The sequence below is a fragment of the Cellulomonas gilvus ATCC 13127 genome (assembly GCF_000218545.1).
In the GTDB taxonomy this organism is placed as follows: Bacteria; Actinomycetota; Actinomycetes; order Actinomycetales; family Cellulomonadaceae; genus Cellulomonas; species Cellulomonas gilvus.
Genome location: NC_015671.1, coordinates 1,612,953 through 1,631,267, shown reverse-complemented (window position 1 = coordinate 1,631,267; position 18,315 = coordinate 1,612,953). Strand labels below are relative to the sequence as shown.

Annotated in this window: 14 protein-coding genes; 7 read left to right on the top strand and 7 right to left on the bottom strand. The window is 73.9% G+C overall.

Annotated features, from left to right (window positions below; translation table 11 throughout):
* Positions 1–51: 51 nt before the first annotated feature.
* The 3 genes from CELGI_RS07540 to CELGI_RS16895 form a co-directional block, all read right to left on the bottom strand.
* Positions 52–1,314 carry a carboxylate--amine ligase gene (locus CELGI_RS07540; protein WP_013883528.1) on the bottom strand — a complete coding sequence of 421 codons (1,263 nt, stop codon included), beginning with the start codon at positions 1,312–1,314 and terminating at the stop codon, positions 52–54.
* Positions 1,311–2,789: an NADP-dependent phosphogluconate dehydrogenase gene (gndA, locus tag CELGI_RS07535; protein ID WP_013883527.1), complete on the bottom strand. Its 1,479-nt coding sequence runs from the start codon at positions 2,787–2,789 to the stop codon at positions 1,311–1,313. Before gndA ends, CELGI_RS07540 begins: the two co-directional genes overlap by 4 nt.
* Before the next feature lie 174 nt (positions 2,790–2,963).
* Positions 2,964–3,545, bottom strand: a complete 582-nt coding sequence (locus tag CELGI_RS16895) for a YbaB/EbfC family nucleoid-associated protein (RefSeq protein WP_013883526.1) — start codon at positions 3,543–3,545, stop codon at positions 2,964–2,966.
* 181 nt (positions 3,546–3,726) lie between these two features.
* Here CELGI_RS16895 and CELGI_RS07525 point away from each other — a divergent pair, with 181 nt between their 5' ends.
* The 6 genes from CELGI_RS07525 (at position 3,727) to CELGI_RS07500 (ending at position 10,735) form a co-directional block, all read left to right on the top strand.
* Positions 3,727–4,311: a DUF3000 domain-containing protein gene (locus CELGI_RS07525; RefSeq protein ID WP_013883525.1), complete on the top strand. Its 585-nt coding sequence runs from the start codon at positions 3,727–3,729 to the stop codon at positions 4,309–4,311.
* A 93-nt stretch (positions 4,312–4,404) separates the two neighbouring features.
* Complete coding sequence (locus tag CELGI_RS17765; RefSeq protein WP_287916666.1) at positions 4,405–4,917, top strand: helix-turn-helix transcriptional regulator; 513 nt, start codon at positions 4,405–4,407, stop codon at positions 4,915–4,917.
* A gap of 68 nt (positions 4,918–4,985) precedes the next feature.
* Positions 4,986–6,317: an HRDC domain-containing protein gene (locus tag CELGI_RS07515; RefSeq protein WP_013883523.1), complete on the top strand. Its 1,332-nt coding sequence runs from the start codon at positions 4,986–4,988 to the stop codon at positions 6,315–6,317.
* A gap of 260 nt (positions 6,318–6,577) precedes the next feature.
* Positions 6,578–7,852 carry a thiolase family protein gene (locus CELGI_RS07510; protein WP_013883522.1) on the top strand — a complete coding sequence of 425 codons (1,275 nt, stop codon included), beginning with the start codon at positions 6,578–6,580 and terminating at the stop codon, positions 7,850–7,852.
* The gene (locus CELGI_RS07505) at positions 7,849–10,005 is read left to right on the top strand and encodes a 3-hydroxyacyl-CoA dehydrogenase NAD-binding domain-containing protein (protein WP_013883521.1); all 2,157 of its coding nucleotides are present in this window, start codon (positions 7,849–7,851) and stop codon (positions 10,003–10,005) included. The genes CELGI_RS07510 and CELGI_RS07505 overlap by 4 nt, the downstream gene beginning before the upstream one ends.
* A gap of 58 nt (positions 10,006–10,063) precedes the next feature.
* Positions 10,064–10,735: a maleylpyruvate isomerase N-terminal domain-containing protein gene (locus CELGI_RS07500; protein WP_013883520.1), complete on the top strand. Its 672-nt coding sequence runs from the start codon at positions 10,064–10,066 to the stop codon at positions 10,733–10,735.
* 3 nt (positions 10,736–10,738) lie between these two features.
* Here CELGI_RS07500 and pflA read toward each other — a convergent pair whose 3' ends face one another.
* The 4 genes from pflA to CELGI_RS07480 form a co-directional block, all read right to left on the bottom strand.
* Complete coding sequence (gene pflA, locus CELGI_RS07495; RefSeq protein WP_013883519.1) at positions 10,739–11,635, bottom strand: pyruvate formate-lyase-activating protein; 897 nt, start codon at positions 11,633–11,635, stop codon at positions 10,739–10,741.
* A gap of 84 nt (positions 11,636–11,719) precedes the next feature.
* Positions 11,720–13,993 carry a formate C-acetyltransferase gene (gene pflB, locus CELGI_RS07490; protein WP_013883518.1) on the bottom strand — a complete coding sequence of 758 codons (2,274 nt, stop codon included), beginning with the start codon at positions 13,991–13,993 and terminating at the stop codon, positions 11,720–11,722.
* Positions 13,994–14,136: 143 nt separating this feature from the next.
* Complete coding sequence (gene dxs, locus CELGI_RS07485) at positions 14,137–16,020, bottom strand: 1-deoxy-D-xylulose-5-phosphate synthase (protein WP_013883517.1); 1,884 nt, start codon at positions 16,018–16,020, stop codon at positions 14,137–14,139.
* A 117-nt stretch (positions 16,021–16,137) separates the two neighbouring features.
* Positions 16,138–16,770, bottom strand: coding sequence for a DUF4126 domain-containing protein (locus CELGI_RS07480; RefSeq protein WP_013883516.1), 633 nt, complete (start codon positions 16,768–16,770; stop codon positions 16,138–16,140).
* An 85-nt stretch (positions 16,771–16,855) separates the two neighbouring features.
* Between CELGI_RS07480 and CELGI_RS07475 the strand changes: the two genes are divergently transcribed.
* Complete coding sequence (locus CELGI_RS07475; RefSeq protein WP_013883515.1) at positions 16,856–18,310, top strand: GuaB1 family IMP dehydrogenase-related protein; 1,455 nt, start codon at positions 16,856–16,858, stop codon at positions 18,308–18,310.
* The last annotated feature ends 5 nt before the right edge of the window (positions 18,311–18,315 follow it).

The following is an 18,315-nucleotide window of genomic DNA, read 5'->3' as shown; positions in this document are numbered from 1 at the left end:
GTGCACGGGGTCGCCGGGCCTTCGTCGTCGTCCGGGTGCGGACGCCGCGGGTCAGAACCCCGTGTCGGTCGGCTCCGGGTACCAGCGCCGGAACTTGCGGATCTGGTTCACGGCCGCCGCGAGCACGTAGAACCTCCTGCGCGGCGACAGGTCACGGCGGTAGCGCAGCGGGTGCGCGGTCGCACGGGTCGCGATGAGCCCGCGCACGCGCGCCGCGAGCTGCGGGTCCCGGACGTACCGGAGCAGCAGGCGGTGCGGCAGGATCGAGTACAGCACCTCGCGGTCGACGACCACGGGCGGCACCGCGCGGCCCTCGACCCGGTCCTCCACGACGAACCGCGTGGGGTTGGCACCCGCGGCGGACACGTAGTAGTTGTTCCGGCCGATGCGCGGGTTGACCTCGAAGAAACGGAACGCGCCGGTGCGCGGGTCCACCTTGACGTCGAAGTTGGCGAAGCCCACGTAGCCCGTGCTGACCAGGAAGCGGCGCGCCTGCTCGAGCATGGCGTCGTCGCGGTACGTGATCATCGCGGCCGGGTTGCCCAGGCCCGACGGCGTGTGCTCCTCGAGCAGCACGTGCGCGCAGCACGCCAGCGTCATCTCGCCGCGCTGGTCCACGTACGCCGTCACGGACCGCATCTGCGTGTCGTCACCGGGCACGAGCTCCTGCACGACGAACCGCCCCGCGTACCCCGCAGCGCGCAGCGACGCCCACAGCGCCGCGAGCTCGTCGGGCGACGCGATCTCGAAGACCTTCTTCTTGCCCTCGAACTCGACGTCCTGGTAGTCCGCGCTGCTCGCGGCCTTGGCGATCAGGGGGTACTCCAGGTCGACGGCCACGTCGGGCTCGTCGGCGCCGAACGACTGCACGATCGTGCGCGGGACCGAGATGTCGAGGTCCGCGCAGATCTGCGCGAACGTCGCCTTGTCGCTGATCCGCGCGAGCAGCTCGGCGGACAGGAACGGCACGACGTAGGACGCCTCGAGCTCGTCCCGGTGCTCGACCACGACGCGCACGAGCCAGTCGGAGTTCGCCATGAGCAGCAGCCGGCGGTCCGGCAGGCGGCGCGCCACCTCGAGCAGCCGGTCGACGAGCTGGCGCGGGTCGTGCCCGTCCGCGACGATCTCGTGCTCGACGATGCGCGAGTGCTGCACCGGTCCGAGCGCGGCACCCGCGACCACGATCGACGTCACGCCGTACTGCTCGTGGAACGAGCGGGCCAGCGCGTACACCCCGATGTCCGCACCGAGGATGACCGGCTGGAGCGGCTGCTCCGCGGTGCGGTCCTCCCCGGCGCGCGCGGCCTGCGTCACGCGTCCTGCTCGGTGCGGTCGCCCGACCACTGCGTGTGGAACGTGCCGTCGCGGTCCGTCCGGCGGTAGGTGTGCGCCCCGAAGAAGTCGCGCTGCGCCTGGATCAGCGAGGCCGGCAGCCGCTCGGCGCGCACGCCGTCGTAGTACGCGAGCGAGGACGAGAACGCGGGCGTCGGCACGCCGTGCAGCGCGGCACCCGCGACGATCCGCCGCCACGCCTGCACGCCGTTGCCCACGGCCTGCGTGAAGTACTCGTCGGCCAGCAGCAGCGGCAGCGACGCGTCGCGCTCGTACGCCTCGGTGATGCGGTTGAGGAAGCGCGCGCGGATGATGCAGCCGCCCCGCCAGATCCGGGCCATCGCACCCCGGTCGATGTCCCAGCCGAACTGCTCGGACGCCGCCGCGATCTGGTCGAAGCCCTGCGAGTACGCGACGACCTTGGACGCGTACAGCGCGAGCCGCACGTCCTCGACGAACGCGTCACGGTCCGTGACGTCCCACGGCGTGGTCGCCGCGACGAGCGTGCCGCGTGCGGCCTGCCGCTGCGGCACGCCGCCCGAGAGCGCACGCGCGAACGTGGCCTCGGCGATGCCCGTGATCGGCACGCCCAGGTCCAGGCCGTTCTGCACGGTCCAGCGACCCGTGCCCTTCTGCTCCGCCTGGTCCAGCACGATGTCGACGAACGCGGCACCCGTGTCCGCGTCGACGTGCTGCAGCACGTCGGCGGTGATCTCGATGAGGAACGACTCGAGGTCGCCCGTGTTCCACTCCGCGAAGATCTGGCCGATCTCGGCCGCCGAGGCGCCCAGCCCCTGCTTCAGCAGGTCGTAGGCCTCGGCGATGAGCTGCATGTCCGCGTACTCGATGCCGTTGTGCACCATCTTGACGAAGTGACCCGCACCGTCGGGACCCACGTACGTGCAGCAGGGCACGCCGTCGACCTTCGCGGCGATCTTCTCGAGGATCGGGCCCAGGCTCTCGTACGACTCGCGCGTGCCGCCGGGCATGATCGACGGCCCGAGCAGCGCGCCCTCCTCACCGCCCGAGACACCCGAGCCGACGAAGTGCAGGCCGCGTGCGCGCAGCGCGTCCTCGCGGCGGATCGTGTCCGGGAAGTGCGCGTTCCCGGCGTCGACGACGATGTCGCCCTCCTCGAGGTACGGCACCAGCTCGTCGATCACCGCGTCGGTGGGTGCACCCGCCTTGACCATCACGACGACCTTGCGCGGTCGCTCGAGCGACGCCACGAAGTCCGCGATCGACTCCGACGGCACGAACGTGCCCTCGTCGCCGTGCTCCTCGACCAGCGAGGCGGTCTTGGCCCAGGACCGGTTGTGCACCGCGACCGTGAAGCCGTTGCGCGCGAAGTTCCGCGCGAGGTTGCGGCCCATGACCGCCAGACCCGTGACGCCGATCTGCGCGGTCCCGATCTGCGCGTTCCCGGCCTGACCGCCGGGTGCTGCTGCGTCCACCATGCTGCGTGGTGCTCCTTCGGATCGTCGGCACGGCGCGCACAGGCGCGACGGCCGGATATGGGTGCCGGTTCAGCGTAGTGCGCACCCCGCGCGTGCCCGTCCGTCGATCAGCGGGCAAGACGACGTCGACCGCCCGTCACCGCTCTTGCCGTCACGTCCGGTCGTCCCCGACGGTCAGGCCCGGCCGCGCTCGAGCTCGGCTCGCATGGTCCGGGCGAAGAAGCCGTCGGAACCCGAGCGCTCGTCCACCAGGCGCAGCGCGCGGTCACCCGCGTCGCGCGCTGCTGCGCGCACGGTCTGCTCCACCAGGCCCGCCAGCCGGTCCGGCCGCAGCGCCGTCGCGTGCGGTGCGAACGTGAGCCGGGTCAGGCGCCCGGCCGGGTCGGCCTCGGCCGTGACCTCGCCGCCCGACGACCGCGCGGTGCCCCGCACCGCCTCGACGTCCCGGTGCAGGTCACGGGCCTCGCGCGCCTGACGACGGGCGGCCAGGACCTGCTCGCGCACGCGCGCCGCACCGGGCGAACGGCCTACGACGTCGGCCACGGCCTGCTCGTCGAGCTCCTCGTCGAGCTCGTCGACCGGTGCGCCGGACGCCCGTGCGGTGGCGGGGTCGGCCGGCACCCCGGACGGCGCGGCGTCCTGCCACGGCGAGCCTCCCCCTGCGGGGCTCGCCGTCGCGGACCGTTCGGCCCCCGGTGCGCGCGCTCCGCCCGGCACCCAGGCCCCTTGCCGTCCGTCGTACCCCGAGCGCGCCATGCCGTCCCCCCTCCGTGCGGTGGCGACGGTCGTCCGCCGCCCGCCGTGCGGGACCGTACCGGCGCGCCACGGGCGCGCGTGCGCGTCCTCCACAGGCCCGTCCGGGTCGCCCGCGACCCGCCGCAACCGCCTCGGCGCGCCGGGGCCGGGTGCGCGCCGGGCTTCCGTACGCTCTGCAACCGTGACCCCCGCCGGCCCCGACGACGTGCCTGCCGACTTCGTGCAGGCGCTCCGCTCGCTGCGCGCCGTGACGGTGCGTCCCGAGGTCCTGCTCGACGAGGTACCGGGACCCGCACGCATCGCGCCCTACTCCGCGGCCATCACGGCCGAGGTGCGCACCGCGCGCCGTTCGGTGGCGGCGACCGAGCTCGCGTCGGGGCGGTTCGTCGTGCTGTACGACCCGGCGGGCCAGGAGGCGTGGGACGGCCGGTTCCGGCTCGTCACGCTGGTGCGCGCCACGCTCGAGGCGGAGGTCGGCGCCGACCCGATGCTGGCCGAGGTCGCGTGGACCTGGTTCCTCGACGCGCTCGCGGGTGTCGGCCTCGAGGCCCACGCGGCGGGTGGCACCGTGACGCGCGTGCTCTCGCAGAGCTTCGGTGCGCTCGACGTGCGGGCCGAGCAGACCGAGCTCGAGATCCGGGCGTCCTGGACCGCCGCCGATCCTGACCTGCGCGACCACCTGCGCGCCTGGGAGACCCTGCTGTGCACCGCGGCGGGCCTGCCGCCGCTGCCCGACGGCGTCGTCCCGCTCGGCCCGCGGGTCTGAGGTCCGGCTGCGCCCGACGAGCGCCCGCATGCGGCGCTCACGGGCTGCGGCCGAGCGCTCAAGTCCCCGGACGGTGCTGCCGATGACGAGGACGTGACCATCGAGCCGCTCCGTCGTGCGCCTGCCGTCAGGCGACCCGCCTCGGCCGCGGTCGCGCCCGGTCAGCCGCAGCGTCAGACGGCGGCGCAGCACATGTGCGTCGTGGTCACGGAGATCGCCGACGGCGACGCCTCACCGCTCGTGCAGAGCCTGCGCCGGCGCGGTGCGCAGCGCGTCGTGGTGCTGACCCGCCGCGCCGCGCGTCCCGAGCTCGCCGTCCTGCTCGCGGGCGGCGTCCGCGGTGCCGTCGCGGGCTCGACCGTCCCGTCGCTCACGCGCGCGCCCGCGGCACCCCCGCCCGCGCCGCCGCTGCCCGAGCTCACGGGCCGCGAGCTCAGCGTGCTGCGCCTGGTCGCGCAGGGCCGCAGCAACCGCCTGATCGGCGAGGAGCTGGGCCTGTCCGCGCTCACGGTGAAGAGCCACCTGGCCCGCATCTCGCGCAAGTTCGGCACGGGCGACCGCGCGCACCTCGTCGCGATGTCCTTCCGGGGCGGGCTGCTCGACTGAGCGCCACACCCGGCCCCGCGCGCACGGCCTGCGCGGACGCGGCCCCCGCGTCGCCTACCGTGGACACCATGCGACCCGCCGCACCGGACCAGGGCGCCCGCCAGGGCGTGTCCGCCGGCCACCCCGAGACCACCGCCGAGCCCGTCGACACCACCGCACCGGGCACCACCGAGGCCGACGAGCCGGCCCCACCGGCGGTCGTCGCGCTGACCGAACCGGCCGAGGGCGTGCCACCGGTCGTCGACACGCCCGAGGCGTACGCGCGCGTGGTCGCGGCGTTCGGCGCGGGCACGGGACCCGTCGCGGTCGACGCCGAGCGTGCGTCCGGCTACCGCTACGGGCAGCGCAGCTACCTGGTCCAGCTCCGCCGCGAGGGCGCGGGCACCGCGCTGATCGACCCGATCGCGCTCCCGGACCTCTCGGAGCTGTCCGAGGCGCTCGTCGGCGTCGAGTGGGTGCTGCACGCGGCCTCGCAGGACCTCCCGGGCCTGGTCGAGCAGAACCTGCGCCCGTCACGCGTGTTCGACACCGAGCTCGCGGCCCGTCTGCTCGGCATGGAGCGGGTCGGGCTCGCCGCGGTCGTCGCCGACACGCTCGGGCTGGGGCTGGCCAAGGAGCACTCGGCCGTGGACTGGTCGACGCGCCCGCTGCCCGCCGAGTGGCTGCGGTACGCCGCGCTCGACGTCGAGGTGCTGGTCGAGGTGCGGCAGGTGCTCGCCGAGCGGCTCGCCGTCGCCGGCAAGGCGCAGTGGGCCGCGCAGGAGTTCGAGGCGGTGCGCACCGCGCCACCGGCGCCGCCGCGCGTCGAGCCGTGGCGCCGGGTGTCCGGGCTGCACGCGATCCGTGACGCGCGCCGGCTCGCGGTGGTGCGTGAGCTGTGGGCGACGCGTGACACCAACGCGCGCCAGCGCGACATCTCACCGGGCCGCGTGCTTCCCGACGCGGCGATCGTGGCGGCCGCGCAGGCGCTGCCCCGTGCCGTGCCGCAGCTGACCGCACTGCCCGCGTTCTCCGGCAAGGGCACGCGCCGGCGCGCACCGCTGTGGCAGTCCGCGATCGACCGCGCGCTCGCGCTGCCGGACTCCGAGCTCCCGTCCGTGCGCGGCCCCAAGAGCGACGCTCCCCCGCCGCCCCGCGCCTGGGCGGACAAGGACCCCGCCGCGGCCGCGCGCCTGGCGGTCGCGCGCGACGTGGTCACGGCACTGTCCGCCGAGCACACCGTGCCGGTCGAGAACCTGCTGCAGCCCGATCTCCTGCGTCGCCTGTGCTGGACGCCCCCGCGCCCGCTCGACGCCGACGCCGTCGCACAGTTCCTCGCCGCCGGCGGGGCCCGGCCCTGGCAGGTCGAGCTCGTCACACCGCCGCTCGCGGCCGCGTTCGCCGCGCTCCCGACGGCCTGACCGGGCGCGGACCGGTCCGCGGGGCCACGCCCTGACCTCGGTGAGGACCGCCCGAAGGGGTGACCGCCACGGCGCGGCGCCGGATGTTACTCTCGAGTAACTTCGCCCTGTCAGGACGAAGGTCCTGCCGCACGGCAGGATGCCGGGAGCACGGCTCACGCGCTCCCGGCGCGACCAGCAGTGACCCGTGGCGACCACGTCGCGACCCCGTAGTGACCCGAAGCATCCACATGGACACCGTCGTCCCGCCTGGAGGCCCGATGCCCACCGCATCCGTCCCGTCACCCGCCGCACCGTCCCGACCGGCGCCCTCGCGCGTGCGCCGCACCGTGTTCGTCGACGGCGTGCGCACCCCGTTCGGGCGTGCCCGCGCCGACGGCCTGTACACCGGCACACGCGCCGACGACCTCGCGGTCAAGGCGGTCCGCGAGCTGCTGCGGCGCCACCCGCAGCTGCCGCCCGACCGGATCGACGAGGTCGCGATCGCGGCCACCACCCAGCAGGGCGACCAGGGCCTCACGCTCGGCCGCACCGTGGGCGTGCTCGCGGGCCTTCCGCGCTCGGTCCCCGGGTACGCGGTCGACCGCATGTGCGCCGGCGCGATGACGGCGGTGACCAACCTCGCGGCGCAGATCGGCGTCGGCGCGGCCGACGTCGCGCTCGCCGGCGGCGTGGAGCACATGGGTCGCCACCCGATGGGGCTGGACGCCGATCCCAACCCCCGGTTCCTGTCCGAGCGGCTCGTCGCGCCCGACGCGCTCAACATGGGCGTCACGGCCGAGAATCTGCACGACCGGTTCCCGCACCTCACGCGCGAGCGGGCCGACGCGTACGGCGCCGCGAGCCAGCGCAAGTACGCCGCCGCGCTGGCGGCGGGTCGCATCGAGCCCGATCTGGTCCCCGTGGCCACGCGCGACCCCGAGCGCGGCTGGGGCCTGGCGACCGCCGACGAGCCACCGCGCCCCGGCACCACGGTCGAGGGCATCGGCGCGCTGCCGACGCCGTTCCGCGCGGGCGGGCGGGTCACGGCCGGCACGTCGGCGCCCCTGACCGACGGCGCGGCGGCGTGCCTCCTGGCCGCCGAGGACACCGCATCCGCCCTGGGCCTGCCGGTGCGCATGCGCCTGGTCGCGTTCGCGTACGCGGGCGTCGAGCCGGAGATCATGGGCGTGGGCCCCGTCCCGGCGACACGGCGTGCGCTCGAGCGTGCGAGCCTGACGATCGACGACATCGGCCTGTTCGAGATCAACGAGGCGTTCGCGGTCCAGGTGATCGCGTTCCTGGACGCGTTCGGCATCCCCGACGACGACCCGCGCGTCAACCCGTACGGCGGCGCGATCGCCGTGGGTCACCCGCTGGCGTCCTCGGGCGTCCGGCTCATGACGCAGCTCGCGCGCCAGTTCGCCGAGCACCCCGAGGTCCGCTACGGCCTCACGACGATGTGCGTGGGCCTCGGCCAGGGCGGCACCGTCATCTGGGAGAACCCCCACCACGCGGACTACGTGCCGTCGAGCGACGAGGAGGTCGCACCGTGAGCGCCACCACCGGAACCCCGTCGGACCAGCAGCCCGTGGAGCGCCCGAACCGGACCGAGCGCGTGTCGCACGCGCTCGCGCGCGACGTCCGGCTGCCGGGCGGGGCCGGCACGCTCGTGCTCGTCACGATCGACAACGGCCTGGACCACACCAAGCCGACGACGTTCGGGCCGCTCGGCATCGCGGAGCTCACCGCGACGCTGACCGCGGTCCGGGCGCGGGTGCAGGCGGGCGAGGTGCAGGCCGTCGCCGTCACGGGCAAGCCGTACTTCCTGGCCGCGGGCGCCGACCTCACGCAGGTGGCCACGGTCACGTCGCGCGACGACGCGCTCGCGCTGGGCCGCGGCGGTCATGCGGCCTATGCGCTCCTGCACGACATGGGTGCGCCGACGTTCGCGTTCGTCAACGGCGTCGCCCTCGGCGGTGGGCTCGAGCTCGCGCTCAACTGCGACTACCGGACCGCGGCGGCGGACGTGCGCGCGCTCGCGCTCCCCGAGACGGGGCTGGGTCTGGTCCCCGGCTGGGGCGGCGCGTACGTGGTGCCGCGGCTCGTGGGCGTGCAGACCGCGCTCGACGTGATCCTGGCGCGCCCGGCCGCGAACAAGCCGTTCTCGGCGCAGGAGGCCGCACGCATCGGGCTGGTGGACGTGGTCCTCGACGCCGCGGACTTCCTCGAGGAGTCGGTGCGGTGGGCGGCCCGCGTGCTCACCGGCGAGGTCGAGGTCCCGCGCCGCGAGCTCGACGACGAGGAGACCTGGCACGCCGTGACGCGCGCGGCACGCGAGCGGCTCGACGCGACGATCCACGGCTCGCGCCCCGCGCCCTACCGCGCGCTCGACCTGGTCGCCGCGGCCCGGACGGCGTCCCGCGAGGAGGCGTTCGCGGCCGAGGACGAGGCGCTGGCGGACCTGATCATGTCCGACGAGATGCGCGCGTCGGTGTACGCGTTCGGGCTCGTCTCGGGCGGCAAGCGCCCCGTGGGCGCGCCCGACCGCGCGCTCGCCCGGCCGGTCACGCGCGTCGGCATCGTCGGCGCGGGGCTCATGGCGGCGCAGATCGCGCTCCTGCTCGCGCAGCGGCTCGGGGTCCCCGTGGTCATGCGCGACCTGGACGACGAGCGCGTGGCCGCGGGGCTGCAGGCCGTCGCCGCGGGCGTCGAGCGCCTGCGCTCGACGGGCCGCATGTCCGACGCGGCGGCGTCGCGCGTGCTGGGCTCGGTGCACGGGACCACGGACCTCGCGGACCTGGCGGGCTGCGACCTGGTCATCGAGGCCGTGACCGAGGTGCTCGCGCTCAAGAAGCGCGTGTTCGCCGAGGTCGAGCAGGTGGTCTCCCCCGAGGCGGTGCTGGCCACCAACACCTCGGCCCTGTCCGTCACGCAGATGGCCGCGGACCTGCAGCACCCCGAGCGTGTCGTCGGGCTGCACTTCTTCAACCCGGTCGCGGCGATGCCGCTCGTCGAGGTGATCCACGCCGAGCACACGTCACCCGAGGCGCTGGCCACGGGCTTCGCGGTCGCGGCCCAGCTGCGCAAGACCGCGGTGCTCGTCGCCGACCGGCCGGGATTCGTCGTCAACCGCCTGCTGGTGCTGCTGCTCGGCGTGATCGTCGACGCGGTCGAGAAGGGCACCCCGGTCGAGGTCGCGGACCGTGCGCTGCGGCCGCTGGGCCTGCCCATGCCCCCGTTCGAGCTGTTCGACCTCGTGGGGCCCGCGGTGGGCCTGCACGTCCTGACGTCGCTGCGCGAGGACCTGGGCGAGCGGTTCCCGCGCTCGCCCGGGCTCGAGAAGCTCGTCGCGGACGGCACGCGCGTGGTGCTGCCGGCACCCGCCAAGGGACTGCCCAAGCCCGTGGACCCGGCCATCCAGGCGACGTTCGACGCGACGCGCACGTCCGCGCCCGCGGGCGAGCCGCTCGACGAGGCGGGCGTGCTCGACGCCGTGCTCACGGCGCTCACGGTCGAGGTGGGCCACATGCTCGACGAGGGCGTGGTGGCGACGCCGCAGCAGATCGACCTGTGCATGATCCTGGGCGCCGGCTGGGGCTTCCACCTGGGCGGCCTCACGCCGTACCTCGACCGCACGGGCTACTCGGAGCGCATCCTGGGCCGGCGCCTGCTCGAGCCCGGCGTCGCGAGCGTGCTGCGCTCCTGAACGTGCACGCGTGCGCCGGGTGCACCGTCACCCGGCGCACGCGTGGCAGGGTGTGCGCATGGCACAGACGGGGTTGACGTTCGAGGGTGTCCTGGACCGGGACGCGCTGGTCCCGGCCACCGAGCTGCTGGTCGCGCTCGTCGCGCGGCCCGAGGTGGCCGCGGCGTGGGACCAGGAGTCGGCGTGCGCGGGCACGAGCGTGGGCGCGCTCACGTGGCACCTGGTCAACCAGCCGCAGCGCGTCATCGAGCTGATCGCGGCGCACGACCCGGCCGACCCGCGCCTGACCGCACCGATCACCGCGGACGAGCACTACGCGCGCGCCGAGTGGCTCCAGCAGGACCTGGACGGCCCCGCGAACGTGGGCGTGCGTGAGCGCGGCGAGCAGCAGGCGTCCGCGGGCCACGACGAGGCCGTCGCTGCGGCCCGCGCCGCCCTCGCGGCCCTTCCCGCGGCGCTGGCGGCCGCTCCCCCGGCCCTGCTGCTGCCGTGGACGGGCCTCGTGCTGCGGACCGACGACTTCCTGGTGAGCCGGCTGATGGAGGTCGTGGTGCACAGCGACGACCTCGCCGCCGGCGTCGGCGTGCCGGTCCCCGAGTTCGCCGCGGCGACGCTCCGTCCGGTGCTCACGCTCCTGACGGACCTGGCGGTCCGCCGCCACGGGCAGGATGCGCTGGTCCGGGCGCTCGCACGGCCCGAGCGTGCGCAGGGAGCGATCTCCGCGCTCTGAGGCTCAGAAGACCTGCAGGCCCCGGCTGCGGAACTGGCCGCGCACGCGCTCGACCAGCTCGGGGCTGGGGGGCTGCGTGTCCTCGAGCTCGTAGCGCATGCCGAGCTCCTCCCACTTGTCCCGGCCCATCTGGTGGAACGGGAGGACCTCGACGCGCGTCACGCTCTCGCCCAGCGACGCGACGTACTGCGCGACCAGCTCGACGTTGGCCTCGTCGTCCGTCAGACCCGGCACCAGCACGAAGCGCACCCAGATCTCGGTGTCACCGCGTGCCGCGAGCCGGCGGCCGAACTGCAGCGTGGGCTCGAGCTCGCGGCCGGTCGCGCGCTTGTACGTCTCGGGGTCGCCCGACTTCACGTCGAGCAGGACCAGGTCGATGTCGTCGAGCATCTCGTCGGTGCACTGCGCGCCCAGGTACCCCGAGGTGTCGATCGCGGTGTGCACGTCCATCGCCTTGGCGCCGCGCAGCAGCCGCCGCACGTACGCGGGCTGCATGAGGGGCTCCCCGCCGGAGATCGTCAGGCCGCCCTTGGTGGCCTTCATGACACCGCGGTAGCGCTTGACCTTGGCCAGGATCTCGTCGGCGCGCACGTCCGTGCCGCGTCGCATCTCCATGGTGTCGGGGTTGTGGCAGTACAGGCAGCGCAGCGGGCAGCCGGAGAGGAACACCGTCATCCGGGTGCCGGGACCGTCGACCGCCGTGACGAGCTCCCACGAGTGCACCGAGCCGATGTCGCCCGCACGCACCGCGGCCAGCTTGGCCGAGCGGTCGTCGGTCTCGGCCTCCGCGAGGCCCTCGGTGCCCGCACCCTGCACGCGACCGTGGGCGCCGCCGACGAGCGGCATCCCGAGGGGGACGACCGGCGCACCCGCGCCGAGCTCCTCGGTGACCGAGCTCATCGTCGTCTCCTTCGTCTGGTGCGGGATGCGGTGCCCGCGGGGAGGGCGTCCCAGGACGGCCCTCCCCGCGGGGTGGTGCGAAGGTCAGACCGCGCCGTGGAACGTGCGGGACAGCACGTCGAGCTGCTGCTCGCGGGTCAGCCGGACGAAGTTCACCGCGTAGCCGCTGACCCGGATGGTCAGCTGCGGGTAGTTCTCCGGGTGCTCCATGGCGTCGACGAGCGTCTCACGGTTCAGCACGTTGACGTTCATGTGGTAGCCGCTCGACAGCGTGTACGCGTCGAGCAGACCCACCAGGTTGGTCACCTGCTCCTCACGCGTGCGGCCCAGGCCCGAGGGCACGACCGACGACGTGAGCGAGATGCCGTCCTGCGCCTGCGAGTACGGCAGCTTGGCGACCGACAGCGCGGACGCGAGCATGCCGTGCGTGTCGCGCCCGTTCATCGGGTTGGCACCCGGGGCGAACGGCTCGCCGGCCCGGCGACCGTCGGGCGTCGAGCCCGTGGCCTTGCCGTACACGACGTTCGACGTGATGGTCAGCACCGACTGCGTGTGCAGCGCGTTGCGGTACGTCGGGTACTGGCGGATCTTCTGCATGAACGTCTCGACCAGCGACACCGCGATGTCGTCGACCCGGTCGTCGTCGTTGCCGTAAGCAGGGAAGTCGCCCTCGGTCTGGTACTCCGTGATCAGGCCGTCGGCGGTGCGCAGCACGCGGACCTTGCCGTACTTCATGGCCGACAGCGAGTCCGCCACGACCGACAGGCCGGCGATGCCGCAGGCCATGGTGCGCAGGATCTCGCGGTCGTGCAGCGCCATCTCGATGCGCTCGTACGCGTACTTGTCGTGCATGTAGTGCACGCAGTTGAGCGCGTCGACGTAGGTCTGGGCGAGCCAGTCCATCATCTTGTCGAACTTGGCCATGACGTCGTCGTAGTCGAGGAACTCGCCCTCGACCGGCGCGGAGACCGGCGCGACCTGCTTGCCGGACACCTCGTCGCGGCCACCGTTGATCGCGTACAGCAGCGCCTTGGCCAGGTTCACGCGGGCGCCGAAGAACTGCATCTGCTTGCCCACGCGCATCGGGGACACGCAGCACGCGATCGCGGCGTCGTCGCCCCAGTCGGCCCGGATCAGGTCGTCCGACTCGTACTGCACCGCGGACGTGTCGATCGACACCTGCGCGCAGTAGGCCTTGAAGCCCTCGGGGAGCTTGTCGCTCCAGAAGACCGTCATGTTCGGCTCGGGGGCCGGGCCCAGGTTGTACAGCGTCTGCAGGTAGCGGAACGAGGTCTTGGTGACCAGCGGACGGCCGTCCTCGCCGATGCCGGCGATCGACTCGGTGACCCACGTCGGGTCGCCCGAGAACAGGTTGTCGTACTCGGGGGTCCGCAGGAACCGGACGATCCGCAGCTTGATGACGAAGTCGTCGATGATCTCCTGGACCTGCTCCTCGGTGAGGACGCCGGCGGCCAGGTCGCGCTGCAGGAACACGTCGAGGAACGTCGAGGTGCGGCCCAGCGACATCGCGGCGCCGTTCTGCTCCTTGACCGCCGCGAGGTAGGCGAAGTACAGCCACTGCACGGCCTCACGACCGTTGGTCGCGGGCTGCGAGATGTCGTAGCCGTACGACTTCGCCATCGTCTTGAGCTCGTTCAGCGCACGGATCTGCTCCGCGAGCTCCTCGCGGGCCCGGATGACGTCCTCGACCGAACGCTCCATGTCGAGCTCGGCACGCTCGAGCTTCTTCGCGGCGATCAGCGCGTCGACGCCGTACAGCGCCACGCGGCGGTAGTCGCCGATGATCCGGCCGCGGCCGTAGGCGTCGGGCAGGCCCGTGATGATGTGCGACGAGCGCGCGGCGCGGACGTCGGGCGGGTAGGCGTCGAACACGCCGTCGTTGTGGGTCTTGCGGTACTTGGTGAAGATCTCGGTGACGACCGGGTCGGCCTCGTAGCCGTAGGTCTCGAGCGAGGTCTGCACCATGCGGTAGCCACCGTTGGGCATGATCGCGCGCTTGAGCGGCGCGTCGGTCTGGAGGCCGACGATGACCTCCTCGCCCTCGGTGATGTAGCCCGGCGCGTGCGACGTGATGGTCGACGGCGTGCGGGCGTCGATGTCGTAGACGCCCTTCTCGCGCTCCGCGGGGAACATCGACGAGAGCTTGTCCCAGATCGCGGTGGTCCGCGCCGTGGGGCCCACCAGGAACGACGAGTCGCCGGTGTACGGCGTGTAGTTCCGCTGGATGAAGTCACGCACGTCGATGTTGTCGACCCAGGGCCCGGTGACGAACCCCTCCCATGCTGCGGGCGTCGTCGCCTCGAGGTGGTCGGTGCCGGGTACGGCCGTGGTGGACATCTGCGCTCCTTGTGGAATCGGTCCGATGAGTCGAACTTACGGACCAATTGATGGGATGTCTCGGGACCTGGGTCCCGGCGGTCGTGTGCCCCACGTCACGCCGCGCGCGCCCACGTGCGCGCCGGGCGCGTGGGCGCCGCTGCTCATCGCCCCTCGAGCGCCGTCAGCACGTCGCGTGCGACGTCCTCGGGCGTGAGCCGCAACGAGCCGACCAGCTGGTCGCGCGACGCGTGCGGCAGGAACTCCTGCGGGATGCCGAACGCCTGGACGTGGGTCGTGACGCCCTGCTCGAGCGCGCGCTGCGCGACGTGCGCCCCGATGCCGCCCTGCACCAGGCCGTCCTCGATCGTCACGGCGTGGTCGTGCTCGCCGACGAGCTTGGTGAGCGCCGCCGGCACGGGGAGCACCCAGCGCGGGTCGACGACCGTGACGCGCAGCCCGTGCGCCGCCAGCAGCGCACCCACCTCGAGCGCGCACGGCACCATGGCGCCGACGCCGACCACGAGCACCGACCGCGCGCCGTCCGCACCCGCACGGGCCAGGACGTCCACGCCGTCCACGTCCTCGAGCGCCGGGATCGGGTCGACGAGCGCGCTCTTGGGGTAGCGGACCACGGTGGGCGCGTCGTCCACGTCGACCGCCTCGCGCAGCGCGGCGCGCAGCGTCGGCTCGTCGCGCGGCGCCGCGAGCCGCAGGCCCGGGACGATCGCGAGCATCGCCATGTCCCACATGCCGTTGTGGCTCGCGCCGTCGTCGCCCGTGAGCCCTGCCCGGTCGAGCACGAACGTGACGCCCGCGCGGTGCAGCGCGACGTCCATGAGCACCTGGTCGAACGCGCGGTTGAGGAACGTCGCGTAGACCGCGACCACCGGGTGCAGCCCGCCGAACGCCATGCCCGCGGCCGACGTCGCGGCGTGCTGCTCGGCGATGCCCACGTCGAACACGCGGTCGGGGAACTCCTCCGCGAACGGCGCCAGGCCCACGGGCTGGAGCATGGCCGCCGTGATCGCCACGACGTCCGGCCGACGCCGGCCGATCCGCACGATCTCGTCGGCGAACACGCCGGTCCAGCCGAACCGCGACGGCGCCACGGGGAGCCCGGTCTCGGGGTGGATGCGGCCCACCGCGTGGAACCGGTCCGCGACGTCCTGCTCGGCTGGCGTGTAGCCACGCCCCTTCTCCGTGATGACGTGCACGATCACGGGCCCGCCGAACGCCTGCGCGCGGCTCAGCGCACGCTCGACCGCGGGCTCGTCGTGACCGTCCACGGGGCCGATGTACTTGAGCCCCAGGTCCTCGAACATGCCCTGCGGCGCGACGACGTCCTTGATGCCCTTCTTCAGCCCGTGCAGCGCGTCGTACGCCACGCGTCCGGGCGGACCCGACCGGCGCAGTGTGCGCTTGCCCCAGGACAGGACGTTCTCGTAGCTCTGCGTGGTGCGCAGCGAGTCGAGGTGGTGCGCCAGGCCGCCGATGGTCGGGGCGTACGAGCGCCCGTTGTCGTTGACGACCACCACGAGCCGGCGGTCCTCGGAGGCCGCGATGTTGTTGAGCGCCTCCCATGCCATGCCGCCCGTGAGCGCGCCGTCCCCGATGACGGCGACCACGTGCCGGTCGGCGAGCCCGCGCAGCTCGTTGGCCTTGGCGATCCCGTCCGCCCAGCTGAGCGCGGTGGACGCGTGCGAGTTCTCGACGACGTCGTGCGCGGACTCGGCGCGGCTCGGGTAGCCGGACAGCCCCTCGCGGCGCCGGAGCGCGCTGAAGTCGCCACGGCCCGTGAGCAGCTTGTGCACGTAGGACTGGTGGCCCGTGTCGAACACGAGCGTGTCGCGCGGGGACTCGAACACGCGGTGCATCGCGATCGTCAGCTCGACCACGCCCAGGTTCGGGCCCAGGTGACCACCCGTGCGCGAGACCTGGTCCACCAGGAACGCGCGGATCTCCGCGGCCAGCCTGCCCACCTGGCCGGGGCGCAGCGCGCGCACGTCGGCGGGCGTGCGGATCGTCGACAGCACCGAACGGCTCACGCGGGCATCCCTCCCCGGGTCTGGTCGGACGCGTGCGTCCGGCGGCGACGCTGCCGCACGGTGCGCCAGGCCGGTAGATCGGCCTCCCACTCTAGAACGCCCGGACGCGCAGCGCCGTCAGGGTGACGCGTCGGGTGGCACCGGCCCGCTCGTGGCGTCGCCCGCAGCGGCGCCCGCCGACCTGCGTCGCGCACGGCGCCGGCGCCGCAGCACGACGAACGCCACGACGAGGCCGGCGAGCAGGACGAGCACGAGGACCGGCACGAACACGGCCGCGAGACTCAGGCCCACGGACGCGCCGTCCTCGACCGTCGAGACCACCGGCCCGCCCAGCCCCATCGTCGTGGCGTTGACCACGGGGCGTGCGGTGGCCTTGCCCGCGTGCACCAGCCCGGCGACGAGCGCACCGGCGACGAACGTCACCCACGCGTGCTCGCGCACCCAGGCGGACGACTCGAGCTCGGCCACGGCCGCGCCCGCCGCGAACACGACGCCGCCCGTGAGCGGGCGCAGCACGCCCTGCACGACGTCGTTCACCGAGTCGACCGCGGGGATCTTGTCCAGCACGACGTCCGCGAGCAGCAGCACGGCCCCGATCCCGATCGCCCACCACGAGCTCATCCAGCCCAGCCCGTCGGGCAGCACGACCGTGTCCGTGAGCCGGGCGAGCAGCGCGACGAGCAGGAACGGGATGTACGCGTTGAGCCCGGCGGCGGCCGACAGGCCGATCCCCGTGAGCGCCACCAGCATGGTGCCGACCCTAGCGGCCGGGGTCCGTGCCCACCCGGGCACCCGGGGGCACCCCTGTAAGATGCGGCGGAAAGGGGATCCCCTCATGCGCTTCCTGCCCGGCCAGTCGGCCACATCCGATCTCACCTACGGCGACGTCTTCCTCGTCCCGTCACGGTCCGAGGTCACCTCCCGCTTCGACGTCGACCTCGCGAGCGTCGACGGCACCGGGACGACCATCCCGCTCGTCGTCGCCAACATGACCGCCGTGGCGGGCCGCCGCATGGCGGAGACCGTCGCCCGGCGCGGCGGCATGGCCGTCATCCCCCAGGACATCCCGGTGGACGTCGTGGCCGACGTGGTGGACTCCGTCAAGGCGAGCCACCCCGTCGTCGAGAGCGCGGTCGTCGTCTCCCCGCACGACACCGTGCACACCGCGCTCACGCTGATCGGCAAGCGGTCGCACGGCGCGGCGGTCGTCGTCGCGGACGGACGCCCCGTCGGGGTCGTCACCGAGGCCGACTGCCAGGGTGTCGACCGGTTCACGCAGGTCGAGGACGTCATGTCCGCGCACCCCACCACGGTCGACCTCGACGTCGTCGAGTCGGGCGGCACGAGCGGGCTCGAGGCCGCGTTCGAGCACCTGCACGCGAGCCGCCGCCGGTTCTCCCCCGTGGTCCGCGACGGTGCGCTCGTCGGCGTGCTCACGCAGGTGGGGGCGCTGCGCTCGTCGATCTACCGGCCCGCGCTCGACGCGGACGGCCGGCTGCGGATCGCCGCGGCGGTCGGCATCAACGGCGACGTCAAGGCCAAGGCCGCGGCGCTGCTCGAGGCGGGCGTGGACACGCTGGTCGTCGACACCGCGCACGGGCACCAGCGCAAGATGGTCGAGGCGCTCGCCGCCGTGCGCGCGGTGGACCCGCACGTCCCCGTGGTCGCGGGCAACGTCGTCACCGCGCAGGGCACGCGCGACCTGATCGAGGCCGGTGCGGACATCGTCAAGGTTGGTGTCGGCCCGGGTGCCATGTGCACCACGCGCATGATGACCGCGGTCGGCCGGCCGCAGTTCTCGGCGGTGCTCGAGTGCGCCGCCGAGGCGCGACGGCTCGGCCGTCACGTCTGGGCCGACGGCGGCGTGCGTCACCCGCGCGACGTCGCGCTCGCGCTGGCCGCTGGTGCGTCCCAGGTCATGATCGGCTCCTGGTTCGCCGGCACGCACGAGTCCCCCGGGGACCTGCACGCCGACGGCGACGGGCGGCTCTACAAGGAGTCGTTCGGCATGGCGTCCGCGCGGGCCGTGGCGGCCCGCACGCGCGGCGGCTCGCCGTTCGAGCGTGCGCGCAAGGCGCTGTACGAGGAGGGCATCTCCTCCTCCCGGATGTACCTGGACCCGCGCCGCCCGGGCGTCGAGGACCTGATCGACCACATCACGTCCGGCGTCCGCTCGGCGGCCACGTACGTGGGCGCGGTGACGCTCGACGAGCTGCACGAGCGCGCCGTGGTGGGCATCCAGTCGGCCGCGGGCTACGAGGAGGGCCGGCCCCTCCCGGACGGCTGGTGACGCAC